Consider the following 19,084-nt stretch of genomic DNA (forward strand, 5'->3'; position numbering starts at 1 on the left):
GGGCTCAGAGACGTTCGATGATGGTGGCAATGCCCATGCCGCCGCCGACGCACAGCGTCGCCAGGCCATAGCGCAGGTGCCGCGCTTCCAGTTCATCGAGCAAGGTGCCGAGGATCGCGCAACCGGTGGCGCCCAGCGGATGGCCCATGGCGATGGAGCCACCGTTGACGTTGACCTTCTCCGGGTCGACGGCCATGTCCTTGATGAACTTCAGCACCACAGAGGCAAACGCTTCGTTGACCTCGAACAGGTCGATGTCTTCCACGCGCAGTCCGGCCTTGGCCAGAGCCTTGCGCGTGGCCGGCGCCGGGCCGGTGAGCATGATGGTCGGATCGGTGCTGGTGACCGCCGTGGCGACAATTCGCGCCCGAGGTTGCAGGCCCAACGCGCGGCCCTTGGCTTCGGAGCCGATCAGCATCAACGCCGCACCGTCGACGATCCCGGAACTGTTGCCGGGGGTGTGCACATGATTGATCCGCTCGACATGGCTATAGACCCGCAACGCCGTGGCGTCGAAACCCATCTGCCCCATCATTTCAAAACTCGGCTTGAGCTTGCCCAAGCCTTCCAGCGTCGATTCGGCACGGATGAATTCATCGTGATCGAGCAGGATGATGCCGTTCTGATCCTGCACCGGCACCAGCGACTTGTTGAGCGAACCATCGGCCCGGGCCCGCGCGGCTTTCTGTTGCGAGTGCAGCGCGTAGGCATCGACGTCGTGACGGCTGAAACCTTCGAGCGTGGCGATCAAATCGGCACCGACGCCTTGGGGGGTGAAGTGGCTGTGCAAGTTGGTCTGCGGATCCAGTGCCCACGCACCACCATCGCTGCCCATCGGCACGCGCGACATCGACTCGACGCCACCGACCACCACCAGGTCTTCAAAACCCGAGCGCACTTTCATCGCGCCGAGGTTCACCGCCTCAAGCCCGGACGCGCAGAAGCGGTTGATCTGCACCCCCGCCACGCTGACGTCCCAATCAGCCACTTGCACCGCGGTTTTGGCGATGTCCGAGCCTTGATCGCCAATCGGCGTGACACAACCGAGCACGACGTCATCGACCTGACTGGTGTCCAGCGCAGTGCGTTGTTGCAGCGCGGTCAGCAGCCCGGCGACCAGATTCACCGGTTTGACGCTGTGCAAAGCACCGTCGGCCTTGCCTTTGCCGCGTGGCGTGCGTAGCGCATCGAAAATCAAAGCTTGGGTCATGACGTCCTCGAACCTGTGCGGTGAGTGATTTCTTGTGCTTGCACTCTTGTCCCGCACGGCCACGGATTCAATGACCACAGCGCTCAATGCGGTTGACGGACACGCTCAGACGGACGGTCATTGGCCGTCGGGTGAACCGGTTCAGGTCACGGAGTTGTCTAGCAAGCGGGCGGCGCAGAAGCTGGCAATACGCCTCATGCCTTTTTAATCGCCGTTGGCAGCAACTCCATATGAAATGGATCTAAGCCAAGCGTGACGCGGGCCCTAAGGTAGTACATGTACGTCAGAGTCGTCGGGTTTTGCCGAGGTCGGCGTCCTTCAACAGGAAGTGCAGCGCTTGCCGTCATGGATATGCAGGCAGGCATCAGGAAATAACAATAAAGGCGGTCAAGCCATGTTCAAACAACCGAAAGTTCGTCAAGCAGGGCTCATTCTTTTCGCCACGACGCTGTTGTTGATTTTGCCGAATCTGACCAAGGTCATCGGCTGAATCGAGCGGCGGGTTTATCTATCGCCACTGAAAATGTGACTGGCCCGCTACCCGGGCCAGCGTGGCTGTGCCAACCTTTGCGCACTTCCACGACATGGACGGCGATCATTTGAAAACGCTCTTCGTACTCGGGGCCATGCTGCTGAGCATGCCTCTGTCAGCCGCACAGTTGGATTTGCAACTGGGCGAGCACAGCCGCACCTGGCAGACCGAGGAATTGCTCAAGCATCCTCAGGTGCAAAACATCACCATCAAAAACGATGTGTCCTATAAGAAGGACATGGTCTATCGCGCTGTGCCGGTGGCGGCGTTGTTGACGGGAATAAAGGCTGAAGATCATCTGCAAGCGGTGGCGCTGGACGGTTTTGCGGCAGAGCTGGCGGCGGCGCCGTTGCTCAACCGTGAAGGCGCGCGCGCGTGGCTGGCGATTGAAGACCCGGCCCATCCGTGGCCGCCGTTGTCGAAGGATAAACACAGCGCCGGGCCGTTCTATCTGGTGTGGACGAATCCGCAGGCGGGCAATATCAGCCCCGAGCAGTGGCCGTTTGAAGTGGCGAGCATCAAGCGCATGGCGCCGGTGGCCGAACGCTTCCCTGCCCTGCTACCGGATCCGGCGTTGAAGAAAGATGATCCGGTGAATCTGGGTTTTGCGTTGTTTCAGAAGAATTGCTTGGCGTGTCACCGATTGAACGGTGCCGGGGATGCGCAGTTCGGGCCGGATCTGAATATTCCGTACAGTCCGACGGAGTATTTCGGGGCAGATTTCTTGAAGCGCTACATTCGCGATCCGCAGAGTTTGCGCCAGTGGCCGCAGGCGAAGATGCCGGGGTTTTCGGCGGAGGTGTTGCCGGAGGGGGATCTGGAATTGCTGGTGGGGTATCTCAAACACATGGCGGGGCGCAAGGTTAAGCCCTGACGCTTGCGCCCCACTCTGTAGGAGCTGTCGAGTGCAACGAGGCTGCGATCTTTTGATCTGCGGAATCAAGATCAAAAGATCGCAGCGTGCCGCAGCTCCTACGAGGGATCGTGTTTATTGTTGTTGCACGGAGATGACCGGGGTCGGTGAGACGAACACTTTCGCGTGCATCTGCTCGCAGCCGCCGCCCCGGCGCATGCCGCGTACCGGGCAGGCGTCGAGGTAATCGAGGCCCACCGCCAGTTTCAGATGTCGCTCCGGCCGCGCCAGTTCGTTGGTCACGTCAAAGCTGTACCACGCGTCATCCAGCCACGCTTCTGCCCAGGCGTGGCTGGCCAGATGTTCGCAATCCTCGCTGTACAAATACCCCGACACATAACGCGACGGCACGCCCAGACTGCGCGCGCAGGCCAGAAAAGCGTGGGTGTGATCCTGACAAACCCCGGCGCGTCCGGCGAAGGCTTCGGCGGCGCTGGTGTCGACTTCGGTGGAGCCCGGCGTGTAGGTCATGTGCTGATTCAAACCGTGCATCAAATCGATCAGCGCGGTGCGATCGCGTCGCTGCTTGCAGGATCTTTCGGCGAACGCTCGCAGCGCTTCATCGGCCTCGGTCAACCGGGTAAAGCGCAGAAACGGCAGCGCCGACTGGCTCTCATGCTCAGCCTCGCGCAATTCATCAATATCGACCTGCCCGCGCGCGCCAATGATGATCGCCTCGTGCGGCTCGTCCATGGTCAGCACGTGCAGGATGTTGCCAAACGGATCGAGTTGCGCGCGCACCGGGCGCGGCAGATCAAGTTGCCAACTGAGCACGTGTTGGCGCTCGCTGTCGTGTGGGGTCAGCCGCAGGTACTGGATGCTCGCCCGCACCTTATCTTCGTAGTGATAGGTGGTCTCGTGGCTTATGGAAAGTCTCATGCAGCCTCCAGGTAGGAACTGTGAATGGCGTTGCCCAACTGGCGCACCAGCGGGATGAATTCGGTCAGCCAGGCATGTAGGCCTTCCTCGAGGATTTCGTTGATGCCGGTGTAGCGCAGGCGCGCGTCCATTTCGGCGGCCAAGCGTTGCGCCGGCCGACCGTTGGCGCCGGGCAGTTGCGCAAGAATCTGGTCGATCTCTTCGGTGCAGGCGCGCAGCGAACGCGGCACGTCGGCGCGCAACAGCAGCAACTCGGCGACATGCCGGGCGCCGGGCGCGTCGCGATAGATTTCGGTGTAGGCCTCGAACGACGACAGTGCACGCAGCAATGCACTCCACTGGTAGTAGGCGTGGGCCGTGCCGTCGCTGACCGCTTCGGCTTGATCGCCGGCCATTTCGTAGCGGGCATCAAGCAAGCGCAGGGTGTTGTCCGCGCGTTCGATAAAGGTGCCGAGACGAATAAAACGAAATGCATCGTTGCGCATGATCGTGCCGTAGGACGCGCCACGAAACAGGTGCGAACGCTCCTTGATCCACTCACAGAAACGGCTCATGCCGTAGCGGCTGAGGCCCTGTTCAGCGATCCCGCGAATCTCCAGCCACGTCGAGTTGATGTTCTCCCACATGTCCGCGGTGATGCGTCCGCGTACCGCATGGGCACTGGCCCGCGCCGCACCGAGGCAGCTGTAGATGCTCGCTGGGTTGGCCGCATCGAGGGCGAAAAAGTGCAGCAGACGTTCGGCATGCAATGCGCCGTGACGCTCCAGATAATCCTCAAGGGTGCCGGTGATCAACAGCGGCATCGCCAGTTCATGCAAACCATCACCGCGACCGTCCTGCGGCATCAGCGACAGCGAATAACTGATGTCGAGCATCCGCGCGAGGTTTTCCGCCCGCTCCAGGTAACGCGACATCCAATACAGATCCGAGGCAGTTCTACTTAACATGGCAAGCTTCCTTCAATCCTCGACCACCCAGGTGTCCTTGGTTCCGCCGCCCTGTGATGAATTCACCACCAGCGAGCCTTCGCGCAGCGCCACACGGGTCAAACCGCCGGGCACCACGCGGGTTTCACGACCGGACAAGACAAACGGGCGCAAATCGATATGGCGCGGCGCAATGCCGTTTTCGACAAAGGTCGGACAGGTCGACAGCGACAACGTCGGTTGCGCGATATAAGCGTGGGGTTTGGCCTTGATGCGTTCCCGGAAAGCATCGATTTCCGCTTTCGTTGACGCCGGCCCCACCAGCATTCCGTAACCGCCGGAGCCTTGGGTTTCCTTGACCACCAGATCTGGAAGATTGGCCAGCACGTGGGAAAGTTCAGACGGGTTGCGGCATTGCCAGGTCGGCACGTTTTTCAGGATCGGTTCTTCGTCGAGGTAGAAACGGATCATGTCGGTGACAAACGGGTACACCGATTTGTCGTCCGCCACGCCGGTGCCGATGGCGTTGGCCAACACGACGTTGCCGGAGCGATAGGACGACAGCAGCCCCGGCACGCCGAGCATTGAGTCCGGGTTGAACGCCAATGGATCGAGGAAGGCGTCGTCGAGGCGGCGGTAAATCACGTCCACTGCTTTCGGGCCGTCGGTGGTGCGCATGAAGACTTTGTCGTCACGCACGAACAGATCCGCGCCTTCGACCAGTTCCACGCCCATTTCCCGGGCAAGAAACGCGTGCTCAAAGAACGCACTGTTGAAGCGCCCCGGCGTCAGCACCACCACACTCGGGTCATCAATCGGACTGGAGCTTTTCAGCGTGTCGAGCAACAGGTTCGGGTAGTGATCGATCGGGGCGATGCGCTGCGCGGCGAACAACTCCGGGAACAATCGCATCATCATTTTGCGGTCTTCGAGCATGTAGCTGACGCCGCTCGGCGTGCGCAGGTTGTCTTCGAGCACGTAATACGTGCCGTCGCCATCGCGCACCAGATCGACGCCGGAAATGTGCGAATAGATATCGCGGTGCAGATCCAGACCTTGCATCGCCAACTGGTATTGCTCGTTGGCCAGCACCTGTTCGGCGGGAATGATCCCGGCCTTGATAATGCGTTGCTCGTGATAGAGGTCGGCGAGGAACATGTTCAACGCCTTGACCCGCTGGATGCAGCCGCGCTCGACGATCCGCCACTCGCTGGCGGGGATGCTGCGCGGAATGGTGTCGAAAGGAATCAGGCGCTCGGTGCCCTGCTCGTCGCCGTAGAGCGTGAAAGTAATGCCGGCACGATGGAACAGCAGATCGGCCTCACGTCGCCGTTGGGCCAGCAGCTCGTCAGGCGTGTCAGCCAGCCATCGGGCGAACTCCCGATAATGCGGGCGAACCTGGCCGCCGGCATCGTACATCTCATCAAAATAGGTGCGGATCATGCCGTACTCCTTGTCACCCGGACATACAGGCCTTCGCAAGGCCCGTGCCATCGGCATAAACGCTTTGATTTCAATCGGTTGGATATTCACGCCGCAAGCACCGCACCATTCCTGTGCGGCAAATGCTCCAACCTGATTGCCCCCGCTTCATTGCGACGCACTGCATCGCCTATTAGCAGCATAGTCAGAGTTGATTTCACTGCCCGGCATCGGCTGCGGATAATCCGCGCATTCGCTGCAAAACTTCCCCGCTCTCAGCGCCTCGAAGTCGCCAGCTCAACTGATTAGGACTGCCCCCGCAGCCCGTCCCGCCTTAACCCTGACCGGTTTCCTCTCCTTATCGGTCTTCCCTTTTAGCCACCCTCTCCGGTGGCTTTTTTTGCCCGTTTGAAATGTTTTGAAAGCAAAAGCAAAAGATCGCAGCCTCCGGCAGTTCCTACATGAATCTGTGTAGGAGCTGCCGAAGGCTGCGATCTTTTGATCTTCTATCTATAAATATTCAATTCAACCGGTGGCGGCTACGCACCTCCTGTTTCACGCCCCACCCTTCGATTATTCCGCCCAAAGGCTCGACCACCGCCGAAAAGCCCTGTTCAAAGTCGCCGATATCGTCATACGTCGCGTACATCACTTTGCTTAATTCCAGCGCCCACGCACCGTCATCACGCACGCTGACCTGGGCATTGATGGATTCACCGCGAAATTTGCCTGCTGCCCTGCGCGCCCGCTCCTCGTCCGGGAAAATCGCGTAGAACTCGATGGGATGGAATCGGGAAAAATCGAAACCGCCTTCTTTCATGCGGCGCAGAACATTGCTGCTGATGTCTTCTTGATAGGCTGTGCTCATGAATCGTCCCCCTCGCATAGATGGATAGACTTTCCGTATTCCCGCCCCGGGCCTTTGGCCAAAGTACTGCGACAACGTCGTTGAACGCGGGAAACAAGCATGTAGCTGACAAGACCAGACCTTAGCGATCCGTTCGCTGATCTCGCTTGCAGAGTAGCCCCAAGATAGAGCTGCTGCCAAGGCCTGGTGGTGAAGGTGACAAGAAGAATGTCAGATAGGGGTGATGCTGCGGATTTCGATGCTGTTCTGGGTTTTCAGACTTTTCACGCCAGCATCGGCGGTGCGCCCTTCCAGATCGTTGAGATCCAGCTCGGCGGCCACGGGCAGGAGCCGTGCCTTGATCAGTTGTGCGGCCTCATCGTCACTGGGGCATTCCGCACGTTCGAACACCTCATCGACAATTTCACCATGATCGTCCACGAAAGTGACTTTCCACTTTTGCATCGGTGCCTCCTCGATCAAACCCGCAAATGGGCTTACAACTATCTCGACTGTTTACGCAGAAAGTTGGTTCAAAAGGATTACAACGCACGAACATGAAAAAAACGACATGTATCACTGTAGGAGCTGCCGCAGGCTGCGATCTTTTGACCCTGATTTAAAAACAAGATCAAAAGATCGCAGCCTGCGGCAGCTCCTACAGGTTCAATATCAGTCGTTGCTTGGCTTGTTGATCGCCTGCAGCACGTACTGCGGCAAGGCGAATGCGCCGATGTGGATTTCCGGGTTGTAGTAGCGGGTGACGATGCCGCTGCCGATGAAGCGCTGTTGCAGGGTTTCACGGCTCAGTTTGCGGTAGGCCGGGTTGGTCGAGCCCCAAGCGAAGGTCATCGAACCGCCGATGTAGGTCGGTACGGCCGCTTGATAGAAGTGCCAGTCCGGGAACAGGCTCTTCAGGCGACCGGCGGTGGTTTTCACTTCGTCGATCTGCATGAACGGCGTGCCGTTCTGGGTCACGAGGATGCCGCCCTCGTTCAGGCAGCGGTGGCAGGCCTGGTAAAAGTTCTCCGAGAACAGCACTTCGCCCGGGCCGATCGGGTCGGTGGAGTCGGAAATGATCACGTCGAATTTTTCCGTGGTGGTGGCGACGAAACGCATGCCGTCGTCGATCACCAGGTTCAGACGTGGATCGTCGTAGGCGCCGCTGGAGTGGTTCGGCAGGAATTCTTTGCACATGTCGACCACGGTGCCGTCGATCTCGACCATGGTGATGTGTTCAACGCCAGCGTGTTTGGTCACTTCGCGCAACATGCCGCCGTCACCGCCGCCGATGATCAGCACGCGCTTGGCGCTGCCGTGGGCGAGGATCGGCACGTGGGTGAGCATTTCGTGGTAGATGAATTCGTCGGCTTCGGTGGTCTGGATCACGCCGTCCAGCGCCATCACGCGGCCCATGCGCGGGTTCTGGAAGATCACCAGGTGCTGGTGTTCGGTGCGCACTTCGTGCAGCAGTTTTTCCATGCGAAAACGCTGGCCGTAGCCTTCGTAGAGGGTTTCCAGGTACTCGCTGGTTTTGGTGACGGTCATGGTCAAGTGCTCCGATGAATGCGCGGGCGTCAATCGTGGGGACGATTGCCCGGGAAAGGCGCGCATTCTACGTTGCCGAAGATGACAGGTCGAACCTCACAACCACAATCCCTGTAGGAGCTGCCGCAGGCTGCGACCTTTTGATGTTGATTTTTAAAAGCAAGATCAAAAGATCGCAGCCTTCGGCAGCTCCTACAGGGGTATTGCGGTGTTAGCTGATTCAGATCCGGACGTTACCGCGTGGCCCGGCGATTGCCCAGATGATCAGGCCCAGTACCGGCAGGAGGATGATCAGCAGCACCCAGACGATTTTCATCCCGGTGGTCGCGCCGCTTTTCAGCACATTGATGATGGCCCAGATGTCGAGGGCGAGGATGATCAGGCCGATCAGACCGTTGAACGTGGAACCCATGGTGTCGCTCCAGAATAGTGGCATGCACTTTTAGGATAGACGGTCGCGCGCAGGGTTCCCTTTTATTGCACTCAGACGTGAACGGCGATCTTCAAGGCTTCCAGCGCGGGTGCAGCCGTGATGCCGACTTTGGCGCACAACTCCAGCACGCGCGGCACGTCGTTGCCGAAGACCAGCACCATTTGCAGCTCGTCGTCGAGCAACTGGCTAAAGTTCATCAGCGTGTAACCGCCGTTTTCCTTGTTCATGCTGCTCATCTGCACCTGAATGCGGTTGAGCGCGGTCAGGGCTTCGGTTTTCGCCAGTTGCTTGGGCTTGAGATTGAAATCCACGCCCGGGCCGAACGAGGCGACGATCTGCGCAAACAGGTCAACGTAGGTGTCGGCCTGGAACAACACGGTTTCCGGCAGACTGCCGACGACGACCCACTCGCCCAACGGGATCGGGAAGGTGTCGTCGTAGTTGATGTCTGGGTTGGCTGTCAGAAAAGTATCGGCATCGGCGTAGGCTTGCGCCGCTTCATCGGCCACTTTCAGGATCTCGTCCTCGGCCATGCAGCCGGAGCTGATTTTGCTGATGAGTTCGACGAGTGCGGCTTTCATGAGGGCGGATCCTGTGGAAGGTGAAATTTGAGGGCGCGGAGGATAGCGCACAACGCAAAAGATCGCAGCCTGCGGCAGTTCCTACAGAGGGATCAGTGTAGGAGCTGCCGCAGGCTGCGATCTTTTGACTTTATCAACCCAACAATTTTTCCAGCTGCGCCGTGGTATCGACTGCACCCATGGTGCGCGCCGCGTCCAGCGCCGTTGCACCGTTGGCGTCCTTGGCCTGCGCGTTGGCGCCTTTGCCGAGCAAGTAATCGACGATTTCAACGCGGTTAAACATCGCCGCCATCATCAACGCCGTGCGGCCATCAAACGACGAACCTTCGATCTCGGCACCCGCCTCGACCAACGCCTTGACCACCGCCAGATCACCTTTGAACGCCGCCCCGGCAATCGGGCTCTGGCCGTTGCCATTGCGCATTTCCGTATCGGCTTTGTGTTTAAGCAGCACATTCACCGCGTCGACATGGCCGTAGTAGCTGGCGAGCATCAGCAGCGTGTCGCCCTTGCTGTTCTTCAAGTTGACCGGCAAACCGGCGCTGACCAGGCGATCAAGCATCTCGGCATCACCGTCGCGCGCCTTGTTGAAAACCTGCTCGGTGAATTCGGCGGCTTCTTCAGGGGTCATCTGGCGGCTTTGTTCGGACATGGGCAACTCCACTTTCGGTCAATCGGAAAGCCGACAGTTTCCCGAGCGCGAGGAAAACTGTCACCCCCTTTTTCTCAAGTCGGCCTATAGCCAGATTCAATAACGATGCTTGCCCTGATAAATGCCCGCCAATATTTCATCGGTCACGCGAACGTAAGTCTGCGTACCGGGCAGCCATGCGTAAATCGGGTCATCGCCCGTCTGGCCGGGGTCGAAGCCTTCATTCTTCAGGCGGGTTTTCTGGTATTTGAACGTCCCCGTGGTTTCCATCTTCACCTTCACCCGCAGGAACAACGGCACCGCGTACGCCGGCATGCGCTCCCGAGCAAACGTCAGCAACTCGGCGAAATCCAGGGTCGCGAGGGATTCCGCCGGCGTAATCGCCGCCATGCCGGCACGGCCGTTGGTGTTGCGGATTTCCACGCCATAGGCCACTGCCTCGGAGATGTGCGGATGTTGCAGCAGCAGGTTTTCAACCTCGGTGGTCGAGACGTTTTCGCCCTTCCAGCGATAGGTGTCACCGAGTCGATCAACAAATTGCGCATGACCAAAACCAATGTTGCGCAGCAGATCGCCGGTATTGAAGAAACGGTCACCCTTGGCAAACACATCCTGCAGCACAACTTTTGCGGTTTTCTGTGGATCGGTGTAACCGTCCAGCGGCGCTTTCTCGTCGATGCGTGCCAGCAACAGGCCCTGCTCGCCTTTTTCGACCTTGCGCATAAAGCCGTCGTCGCTGCGCAGAGGCTCGCCGCTGTCGTGGTCGTAAGCCACCAACTCCCAGGCCATCAGCGAGAAACCGATGGTGTTGTCGAAGTTGAGAATATTGGTGAAGCCGATGTTGCCGTCGCTGGCCGCGTACAGCTCACAGATGTGATCCACCGCAAAGCGCGTTTTGAACTCGGCCCAGGCGCCGGGGCGCAAACCGTTGCCGATCATCTTGCGCACCTCGTGGCGGTTGTCGTCGGCGCTGGCCGGTTGATCGACCAGATAGCGGCACAACTCGCCGACGTAACCAATGGTGGTGGCGCGATAGCGGCGCACGTCGTTCCAGAACTGACTGGCGCTGAATTTACGCCGAATCGCGAAGCCTGAAGCGCCGTTGACCGCCGAGCCCCAGCACACGCAGAGGCCGGTGGCGTGGTACAGCGGCAAGGTGCAATAGACGACGTCGTCGGGGCCCATGTTGAGGGCGATCATGCCGAAGCTGGCGGAGCTGCGCATCCAGCGCCCGTGCTTGAACACCCCGGCCTTCGGCAGCCCGGTGGTGCCGGAGGTGTAGATGTAGAAACACGGGTCGTCGAAGAAGATCTGCTGGCTGCTCGGCGGATTTTCGCTGCAGGCGTCGGCACTGGCGCTGATCAGATTGACGAAGCCGTCGGGCGCAATGCCCGGATGGCTGTAAGTGTCCTGATCGGCGACAAACCAGGTGCGTGGCGAGGTGATTGCCACTTGCTCGCGCACCGCTGAATAAGCCGCAACCAGCTCTTCGCCAACGACAATCGCTACCGGCGCTACCAGATTAATGCTGTGGATCAGCGTGTCGCGGGTCTGCGACGTGTTCAGCAGCGCACTGACGGCGCCGACCTTGGCCAACGCCAAAATCGTCACCAGCAACTCCGGACGGTTTTCGATAAACACCGCGACCACGTCGCCCTTGCCGATGCCCTGCCCGCTCAGATAGTGAGCGATGCGGTTCGCCCACTGGTTGACCTGTGCATACGTCAGCGCCACGTCGCCGTGCAGTAACGCCGGGCCGTCGGGGTTGCGCAGGGTTGCTTGTTCGAACGTCCAGCCAAGGCCACAGCTTTGGGTCGGATCCGTGACATTGGCCACCTTCATGCCTTTGACCACCCGCGGGATGGCTTTGGCAATCATCGGCAGTTTGCGGAGCATCATGCTCCAGGTAATCGTGTCGCTTGGCGCGTGACGCATGGAAGCTCCCCGTTCGACCTTGGCGTGCAGGTCGATGTTTTTATTTTTCGGGCTGTGCCTTGAAGCAACCGGCGCATTCGAGCGCCGGTCGAGATCGAAAATACGTCAGCGCTTCTCAGGCTGTACACGCGGTTTTTGCAATGTTTTGTATCCGCTGACGTGGCGGGCGCGGAGCTGATCTCCGGGTCAGCGTTTGGTTCCGTAGAAATGATCATGATCCCGCAAAATGCAGGATGCACGATAGCCACTCATGCAGATTGCACGACGACCTGAAAAAATACAATTTTCAAGTCATTGATTTATAACGATATTTTTTTAATCAAATACTGGCACAAACTCTGCAACCTCCTCTGCATGCTTGCCATTCAAGTGCATACGGAGCTGAAAGACATGAGCCTGATCCAAGAGAAATTTACCTCCCTGTTCTCCAACTTCGACGTCACCACTGCGCCACGTCCTGATGGCGGGATCCTGCTGACCCTGCGCAGCAGCGACGGCAAAGTGTTCAAACGCGCACTGACTTATCAACAACTGCATGCCGGCGACCAACTGTCGTGGGCGATCAGCGCGATCCGTCGTGACCTGGCTGAACAAGCCAGTGAGCTGCCGCAAATCGGCATGCTGCAAAGCCAACAGCGTTTTGCCTTGCCGACGTATCACTCGCTGTAATTGGTAGAACGCTTTAAACAAAACAGGCCGTGGAGCTCTCGCTTCACGGCCTGTTTTTTTGTGCGCGATCCCTACTGCCATCGCGAACTCTTTGTAGGAGCTGCGGAACGCTGCGATCTTTTGATCCTGATTCTAAAAACAAGATCAAAAGATCGCAGCGTTCCGCAGCTCCTACAGGGGTTTTGTGTGGTTAGAAGGCTTCGGGTTCTATTCCGGTGAAGGTGTCGACGGTGATGTGGTTGCCCAGCTCGCCGCCTTCGCGGGCGAGGCCGCAGGTTTGCAGGCCGGCGGCTTGTGCGGCGTCGAGTTCTTCGACGATGTCCGAGAGGAATAAAATTTCCTCGGGCGCGACGCCGATGGCTTGCTGAATGTTGGTGTAAGACTGCGCCTCACGCTTGGGCCCCGACGTGGTGTCGAAATACCCGCTGAACAGCGGCGTCAAATCCCCCGCCTCGGAACAACCGAAAATCAGCTTCTGCGCCTGAATCGACCCCGACGAATACACAAACAGTTGATAACCCGCCGCGTGCCAGCGTTGCAGCGCTTCAACCGCGTCCGGGTAAACGTGCCCTTTCAACTGCCCGGCGTGATAACCCTGGGCCCAGACCATGCCTTGCAAAGCCTTGAGCGGCGTGGCCTTGCGGTCTTCCTCGATCCAGCTCAGCAGAATTTCAACAACCCGCTCAACATCGGCCTGCGGCGCATTGCTGTCACGGCGCACGGCGTCGAGTTGCTCGGCGACATCGGCACGTTCGGCGTTCTGCCGCACAAAGTCCGGCAGGTGTTTGGCCGCATACGGAAACAGTACGTCAAACACGAAACTCACCGCGCTGGTGGTGCCTTCGATGTCAGTGACAATGGCTTTGATCGACATCGAATCAGTCCTCCAGACGCGGGAAACGGCCGGCGATGTCTTCGCCGGTGAAGTTGGCAACCCAGCCTTCAGGGTTGTTGAACAGGCGGATCGCGACAAAGTGCGGATGCTCGCCCATGTCGAACCAGTGTTTGGTGCCGGCCGGTACCGAGATCAGATCATTCTTCTCGCAGAGTACGGCGTAGACGTAATCGTCGATGTGCAGGGTAAACAGCCCACGGCCGGCGACGAAAAATCGTACCTCGTCTTCGCCATGGCGATGTTCTTCGAGAAACTTGGCGCGCAGTTCGGCTTTTTGCGGATGATCACTGTTCAGGCTGATGACGTCGACGGTGATGTAACCGCGTTCGGTCATCAGCTTGTCGATCTGCTCTTTATAAGCGCTGATCACTTCTTCCTGGGTAGCGCCGGGCTGGATCTTGGCGGCGGCTTGCCAGCGGTCGAAGCGCACGCCCTGCTCGGCCAGGGTCGAGGCGATGTCTTCAAAGTGGGTCAGCACTTTGTTGGGAATGTCGGGGCTGGAGACGTGATAGACGGACAGGCTGCTCATTGGGGCAATTCCTCGGTATCGGCCTTGCCGTCCGGTTCTTGCAGACCGGTCGGGCACAGCATTTCATCAGGCAAATGGGCTACTTCTGGTGAAGTCAGCCTTGGCGGTTCATGACGCTGCGGGTTTTCAACTCGCATTCAAACAGAAATTCAAAGGCCTCGATCTGCCGCAGCGCGTCGTTCATCTGTGCGCCCCAGGTGTAGAGGCCGTGACCGCGAATCAGATAGCCGACGCAATCAGGGTGGGCGTCGAGCCAAGGCTGCACCTTGGCGGCGAGGCGCGCAATGTCCTGATCGTTGTCGAAAATCGGCACACGCACCCGCGATTCATGGGTCGAAACACCGCTGAAGGCTTTTTGCAGTTCGTAATCTTCGAACTCGATAAAGTCTTCCGGCGTCAGGCGCGACAACACCGTGGCGTTGACCGAATGGGTGTGCAACACCGCGCCGATCTCCGGCCGCCAGCTATACAGCTGAGTGTGCAGCAGGGTTTCGGCGGACGGTTTTTTGCCCGGCTCCAGGCTATTGCCGGAAAGGTCGGTGGCGAGCACATCGTCCAGACCCAATTGGCCCTTGTGCTTGCCGGACACAGTCAGCAACGCTTCGCTCGGCGACAGACGCGTCGAGTAATTGCTGCTGGTGGCCGGCGACCAGCCGCGACCATAAAGAAAACGCCCGGCGTCGACGATTTGCTGGGCGAGCTGTTCACGCGTAAGGCTCATGGCCTGTCCTCTTGCATACGTGTGGCAATGATAACGGCAGCAGCGAGCGCCGCGAGACTGGCAATACTAAAGGTCAATGTTGCGCCGAGGGCATTCCAGCTGTAACCGGAATACAACGCGCCCATCGCGCCGCCGGTGCCGGCCAGCGCGGCGTACAGCGCTTGGCCCTGCCCTTGCTGGCGCGCGCCGAAGCTACGTTGCACGAAGGCGATGGCAGCGGCGTGAAAACTGCCGAAGGTCGCCGCGTGCAGAACCTGCGCGAACAACAGCACCCAGAGAAACTCGGCGAACGAACCTAGCAGCAACCAGCGCAGCGCCGCCAGCAGAAAACTCGCCAGCAATACGCGGCGCAGGGAAAACCGCGCAAGAATCCGGCTCATCGCCATAAACATCAGCACTTCGGCGACCACGCCCACGGCCCAGAGCATGCCGATGGTGCCGCGCGTGTAACCAAGTCGTTCGAGGTGCAAGGTCAGAAAGGTGTAATACGGGCCGTGGCTCATCTGCATCAGCGCGACGCAGCCATAAAACGCCAGCACGCCGGGATTGCGCAGTTGTTTGAGGAACCCTTCGCCGCTCGGCCGATTGCCTTGCGGCGGTTGCGCGTTCGGCACCCACAGACTGCTGAGGACGATGCCGGCCATGATCAGCACCAGCGCCGCCGGGTAGATGTCGAGGCTCAGCCATTCGAACAGACGACCGAGCACCACCACGGTGATGATGAAACCGATCGAGCCCCACAAACGAATCTGGCTGTAACGCGAGGTTTGCCCCTGCAAATGCGCGAGGGTGATGACTTCGAATTGCGGCAGCACCGCGTGCCAGAAGAATGCGTGCAGCGCCATGACCATCGCCAGCCAGGCGTAGGTCTTGCTGACGAAAATCAACGAGAAGGTCAGCAGCGTACACACGGCGCCGAAGCGCACGATCGCCAGACGTTTGCCGGTGTAGTCGCCGAGCCAGCCCCAGATGTTCGGCGCCACGCAGCGCATCAGCATCGGGATGGCCACCAGTTCACCGATCCGCGCCGGACTGAAGCCGAGGTGATCGAAGTACAGCGCCAGAAACGGCGCTGTCGAACCAAGCAAGGCGAAATAGAACAGATAGAAACTGGACAGCCGCCAGTAAGGGAGCGCCGCCACGGTTATGCCGCGACGGCTTCAGGGCCTGCCATCAAAGCTGACCCAGCACCGGCGTGCTCACGCGCACATCGGCGTTCTGGCCACGGTGACGCAGCAGATGATCCATCAACACGATGGCCATCATCGCTTCGGCAATCGGCGTGGCGCGGATGCCGACGCACGGGTCGTGACGGCCCTTGGTGATGACGTCGACCGGGTTGCCGTGGATATCGATCGAACGGCCCGGGGTGGTGATGCTCGACGTCGGTTTCAAGGCCAGATGGGCAACGATCGGCTGACCGGAAGAAATACCACCGAGAATGCCGCCGGCATTGTTGCTGAGGAAACCTTGCGGGGTCATTTCATCGCGATGCTCAGTGCCGCGTTGGGCGACCGAGGCGAAACCGGCGCCAATTTCCACGCCTTTGACGGCGTTGATGCTCATCAGCGCGTGGGCCAGTTCAGCGTCGAGACGGTCGAAAATCGGCTCGCCGAGACCTGGCATCACGCCTTCGGCGACGACGGTGATCTTCGCCCCGACCGAGTCCTGATCGCGGCGCAACTGATCCATGTAGGCTTCCAGCTCCGGGACTTTGTCCGGATCGGGGCTGAAGAAGGCGTTCTCTTCCACCGAATCCCAGGTCTTGAACGGGATTTCGATCGGGCCGAGCTGGCTCATGTAGCCACGGATGACGATGCCTTGGCTGGCCAGGTATTTCTTCGCGATTGCACCCGCTGCCACGCGCATCGCGGTTTCGCGCGCCGAGCTGCGGCCACCGCCACGGTAATCACGTTCACCGTATTTGTGGTGGTAGGTGTAGTCGGCGTGGGCCGGGCGGAACAGATCCTTGATCGCCGAGTAGTCCTTGGACTTCTGGTCGGTGTTGCGGATCAGCAGGCCGATCGAGCAACCGGTGGTGCGCCCTTCGAACACGCCGGAAAGGATTTCGACTTCGTCGGCTTCCTGGCGCTGGGTGGTGTGGCGGCTGGTGCCGGGCTTGCGGCGATCGAGGTCGCGCTGCAGGTCTTCGAGGGAGATCTCCAGGCCCGGCGGGCAGCCGTCGACAATGGCGACCAACGCCGGACCATGGCTTTCGCCAGCGGTGGTGACAGTGAACAACTTGCCGTAGGTATTGCCGGACATGCAGGACGCTCCGTGAAATCAAACCCAAATTCGTGATGCGCGCCAGTATACGCAGGCTAACCGAGTAGTTCATCCTCGAACCTTAGCGGTGTTGGCGAGTCCAACCGGCACCTTGACCAATGATGGCGTGATGATGCTGCGAGTTTTGCTCTTGAGTCTTACCTTGTTTACGGGCTTTGCCCAAGCGACGGTCTTACAACGCCCGGTCACTCTGGATACCGGCAGCGGCGAACTTTTCGGCTCGCTGTTGCTGCCAAAGTCCGACAAGCCTGTGCCGGTTGTCCTGATCATTTCCGGCTCCGGCCCTACAGACCGCGACGGAAACAACCCCGACGGCGGGCGCAACGACAGCCTTAAACGGCTGGCGTGGGTGCTGGCCAAACACAACATCGCCAGCGTGCGTTACGACAAACGTGGAGTGGCCGCGAGCCTGCCGGCGACGCCCGACGAGCGCAATTTGTCGATCGAATCTTATGCCGCCGATGCCGTGGCGTGGGGACAGAAGCTCAAGGCTGATCCGCGCTTCGGCTCGTTGATTCTGCTCGGTCACAGTGAAGGCGCGTTGATCGCCAGTCTCGCCGCGCCGAAAGTCGATGCGGCGGCGGTGATATCTCTGTCGGGGAGTGCCCGACCGGTCGATCAAGTGATTCGTGAACAACTGGCACGCAGCCTGCCGCCGGCGTTGATGCTGCGCAGTAACGAACTGCTCGACAGCCTCAAGGCCGGTCGCACCGATGACAACGTGCCGCAGCCGTTGCAGGTGATCTTCCGCCCGAGCGTGCAGCCGTATCTGATTTCGCTTTTCCGTCAAGATCCAGCGCAAGACTTCGCGCAATTGAAAATGCCGGCGCTGATCATTCAGGGCACGAACGATATTCAGGTCAGCGTTGACGATGCCAAGCGGCTCAAGGCTGCCAAACCGGATGCCGAACTGGTGGTGATCGAGGGCATGAACCACGTGTTGCGCATTGTGCATAACGACATGAAGCGGCAATTGGCCTCCTACAAGGATCCAAACTTGCCACTCGCGGCCGAGTTAGGCGCGACAATCCTCAGTTTTATTGACGGACTTCGCACCCGTTAAACGCTTTTGCCCTCCAGTACCGCAAAAAACGGCCGATAAGCCTTTGTCGCCAGCGCAACGGCTGGCGACAAGCAGGGCTTGGACAGGATCTCGCCGTTATGACTGATACCCAGACTTCACCCGACACCGCCGCTGAAAAAGACGCACCGCCAGCGGCCGAGCTGCCGTGGGCGGACGTCCACGTCGAGCACCACAAGATGCTCCGCCTGGCCCCGCTGCAGACCGACCGCAACACCGGCGGGCGGCCACTGCGCTTTGTCGAATTCGGTTACGCCGAGCGCAACAGCAAAGAAATCAGCCTGATGCGCATGGCGATCAAACTGCCGGGCCAGCGGGTGCGCAAAGAGCAGAACCAACTGGATGTGTGGGTTGATCACGCGACCAAGCGTGTGCATTTCGGCCCGGACAGCGGTTTGCAGATCGAACCGTTGAACCGTGGCATCGGCCGTTACATGGCCGCGCAAGGCATCAATTGGGCGAAGAAGCGCTGGCCGACCTACACCGTCGACGGCATGGATTTGAACAACAAGGACGCGTTGAACGAAGACACGCGCCTGCGTCGCGATCATTTCCTGCGCGTGCACGGCTTTGATGTGGTCTACGCCGATGCCCAGCATTTGAAGGGCAGCGTCAAGGAAGTGCAGGTCGGTGACTTGCTTGGCGACTGGAACAGCGAAAAGCTGCAAATCGTCGAGATTCTTGAAGCGGCGCAGATGCTCCAGCAGGCTGAGCAGAATCTGGCTGAGCAGGAAGTGAAGCTGAAGAAGCAGGAAGAGAAAGTCGGCAAGTTCAAGCGTGAAGACGCCGGGTTGCGCTTTACGATTACTTGTCTGGTGGCGTTTGCGGTGTTTCAGGCGGGGTTGTTGATCTGGATTGCGACGCACCGGTAGATCAAAAGATCGCAGCCTGCGGCAGCTCCTACACTGGGATCGGTGTACACCCTGTTTGATCGTTCCCACGCTCCGCGTGGGAATGCAGCCCGGGACGCTCCGCGTTCCAAAAGCGGACGCAGAGCGTCCATTGAGACGTTCCCACGCAGAGCG

General features: G+C 59.4%; 20 protein-coding genes. 4 read left to right on the plus strand and 16 right to left on the minus strand.

Annotated elements, in window-relative coordinates; genetic code table 11:
• Positions 1-4: 4 nt before the first annotated feature.
• The gene (locus ACP3TY_RS16430; protein WP_426618003.1) at positions 5-1,210 is read right to left on the minus strand and encodes an acetyl-CoA C-acetyltransferase; all 1,206 of its coding nucleotides are present in this window, start codon (positions 1,208-1,210) and stop codon (positions 5-7) included.
• Positions 1,211-1,794: 584 nt separating this feature from the next.
• Between ACP3TY_RS16430 and ACP3TY_RS16435 the strand changes: the two genes are divergently transcribed.
• Complete coding sequence (locus ACP3TY_RS16435) at positions 1,795-2,616, plus strand: c-type cytochrome (protein ID WP_426620492.1); 822 nt, start codon at positions 1,795-1,797, stop codon at positions 2,614-2,616.
• Between the two features lie 114 nt (positions 2,617-2,730).
• Here the strand turns inward: ACP3TY_RS16435 and ACP3TY_RS16440 are convergent, their stop codons facing one another.
• The 10 genes from ACP3TY_RS16440 to ACP3TY_RS16485 form a co-directional block, all read right to left on the minus strand.
• On the minus strand, positions 2,731-3,534 hold the full coding sequence (locus ACP3TY_RS16440; protein ID WP_053116842.1) for a transglutaminase family protein: 804 nt from the start codon (positions 3,532-3,534) through the stop codon (positions 2,731-2,733).
• Positions 3,531-4,481, minus strand: a complete 951-nt coding sequence (locus ACP3TY_RS16445; RefSeq protein ID WP_053116841.1) for an alpha-E domain-containing protein — start codon at positions 4,479-4,481, stop codon at positions 3,531-3,533. Before ACP3TY_RS16445 ends, ACP3TY_RS16440 begins: the two co-directional genes overlap by 4 nt.
• A 12-nt stretch (positions 4,482-4,493) precedes the next feature.
• Positions 4,494-5,903 (minus strand): circularly permuted type 2 ATP-grasp protein, encoded by a 1,410-nt coding sequence (locus ACP3TY_RS16450; RefSeq protein ID WP_007914061.1) that lies wholly within the window; start codon positions 5,901-5,903, stop codon positions 4,494-4,496.
• A 499-nt stretch (positions 5,904-6,402) separates the two neighbouring features.
• Positions 6,403-6,750, minus strand: a complete 348-nt coding sequence (locus tag ACP3TY_RS16455; protein ID WP_008080948.1) for a ribonuclease E inhibitor RraB — start codon at positions 6,748-6,750, stop codon at positions 6,403-6,405.
• A 210-nt stretch (positions 6,751-6,960) separates the two neighbouring features.
• On the minus strand, positions 6,961-7,194 hold the full coding sequence (locus tag ACP3TY_RS16460; RefSeq protein ID WP_053118693.1) for a hypothetical protein: 234 nt from the start codon (positions 7,192-7,194) through the stop codon (positions 6,961-6,963).
• A 207-nt stretch (positions 7,195-7,401) separates the two neighbouring features.
• Complete coding sequence (gene speE / locus ACP3TY_RS16465; protein WP_008080944.1) at positions 7,402-8,277, minus strand: polyamine aminopropyltransferase; 876 nt, start codon at positions 8,275-8,277, stop codon at positions 7,402-7,404.
• A gap of 220 nt (positions 8,278-8,497) precedes the next feature.
• Positions 8,498-8,689, minus strand: a complete 192-nt coding sequence (locus tag ACP3TY_RS16470; RefSeq protein ID WP_007914053.1) for a PLDc N-terminal domain-containing protein — start codon at positions 8,687-8,689, stop codon at positions 8,498-8,500.
• A 71-nt stretch (positions 8,690-8,760) separates the two neighbouring features.
• Positions 8,761-9,291, minus strand: coding sequence for a hypothetical protein (locus ACP3TY_RS16475; RefSeq protein WP_426618004.1), 531 nt, complete (start codon positions 9,289-9,291; stop codon positions 8,761-8,763).
• A gap of 133 nt (positions 9,292-9,424) precedes the next feature.
• Positions 9,425-9,943: an ankyrin repeat domain-containing protein gene (locus ACP3TY_RS16480; RefSeq protein WP_426618005.1), complete on the minus strand. Its 519-nt coding sequence runs from the start codon at positions 9,941-9,943 to the stop codon at positions 9,425-9,427.
• 96 nt (positions 9,944-10,039) lie between these two features.
• Positions 10,040-11,878 carry a long-chain-acyl-CoA synthetase gene (locus ACP3TY_RS16485; protein ID WP_426618006.1) on the minus strand — a complete coding sequence of 613 codons (1,839 nt, stop codon included), beginning with the start codon at positions 11,876-11,878 and terminating at the stop codon, positions 10,040-10,042.
• 390 nt (positions 11,879-12,268) lie between these two features.
• On the opposite strand from ACP3TY_RS16485, the gene ACP3TY_RS16490 reads away from it, so the two are divergent.
• Positions 12,269-12,547 (plus strand): DUF3509 domain-containing protein, encoded by a 279-nt coding sequence (locus ACP3TY_RS16490; RefSeq protein ID WP_053118700.1) that lies wholly within the window; start codon positions 12,269-12,271, stop codon positions 12,545-12,547.
• Between the two features lie 190 nt (positions 12,548-12,737).
• On the opposite strand, the gene mtnC is transcribed toward ACP3TY_RS16490, so the two are convergent.
• From mtnC to aroC, 5 genes are all read right to left on the minus strand, one after another.
• Positions 12,738-13,421: an acireductone synthase gene (mtnC, locus tag ACP3TY_RS16495; protein ID WP_212544313.1), complete on the minus strand. Its 684-nt coding sequence runs from the start codon at positions 13,419-13,421 to the stop codon at positions 12,738-12,740.
• Positions 13,422-13,425: 4 nt separating this feature from the next.
• Positions 13,426-13,971: a 1,2-dihydroxy-3-keto-5-methylthiopentene dioxygenase gene (locus ACP3TY_RS16500; protein ID WP_007914042.1), complete on the minus strand. Its 546-nt coding sequence runs from the start codon at positions 13,969-13,971 to the stop codon at positions 13,426-13,428.
• Positions 13,972-14,065: 94 nt separating this feature from the next.
• Positions 14,066-14,692 (minus strand): methylthioribulose 1-phosphate dehydratase, encoded by a 627-nt coding sequence (locus tag ACP3TY_RS16505; protein WP_008080933.1) that lies wholly within the window; start codon positions 14,690-14,692, stop codon positions 14,066-14,068.
• Complete coding sequence (locus ACP3TY_RS16510; protein WP_401240426.1) at positions 14,689-15,834, minus strand: MFS transporter; 1,146 nt, start codon at positions 15,832-15,834, stop codon at positions 14,689-14,691. Before ACP3TY_RS16510 ends, ACP3TY_RS16505 begins: the two co-directional genes overlap by 4 nt.
• 31 nt (positions 15,835-15,865) lie before the next feature.
• Positions 15,866-16,957, minus strand: a complete 1,092-nt coding sequence (gene aroC, locus ACP3TY_RS16515) for a chorismate synthase (protein ID WP_008080929.1) — start codon at positions 16,955-16,957, stop codon at positions 15,866-15,868.
• 130 nt (positions 16,958-17,087) lie between these two features.
• Here aroC and ACP3TY_RS16520 point away from each other — a divergent pair, with 130 nt between their 5' ends.
• On the plus strand, positions 17,088-18,041 hold the full coding sequence (locus ACP3TY_RS16520) for an alpha/beta hydrolase (RefSeq protein WP_426618007.1): 954 nt from the start codon (positions 17,088-17,090) through the stop codon (positions 18,039-18,041).
• Positions 18,042-18,139: 98 nt separating this feature from the next.
• A complete protein-coding gene (locus ACP3TY_RS16525) occupies positions 18,140-18,931 on the plus strand; it encodes a hypothetical protein (RefSeq protein ID WP_212544309.1) in 792 nt (263 codons plus the stop codon).
• The last annotated feature ends 153 nt before the right edge of the window (positions 18,932-19,084 follow it).

It is taken from the genome of Pseudomonas rustica (assembly GCF_049959085.1).
Lineage (GTDB): Bacteria > Pseudomonadota > Gammaproteobacteria > Pseudomonadales > Pseudomonadaceae > Aquipseudomonas > Aquipseudomonas rustica.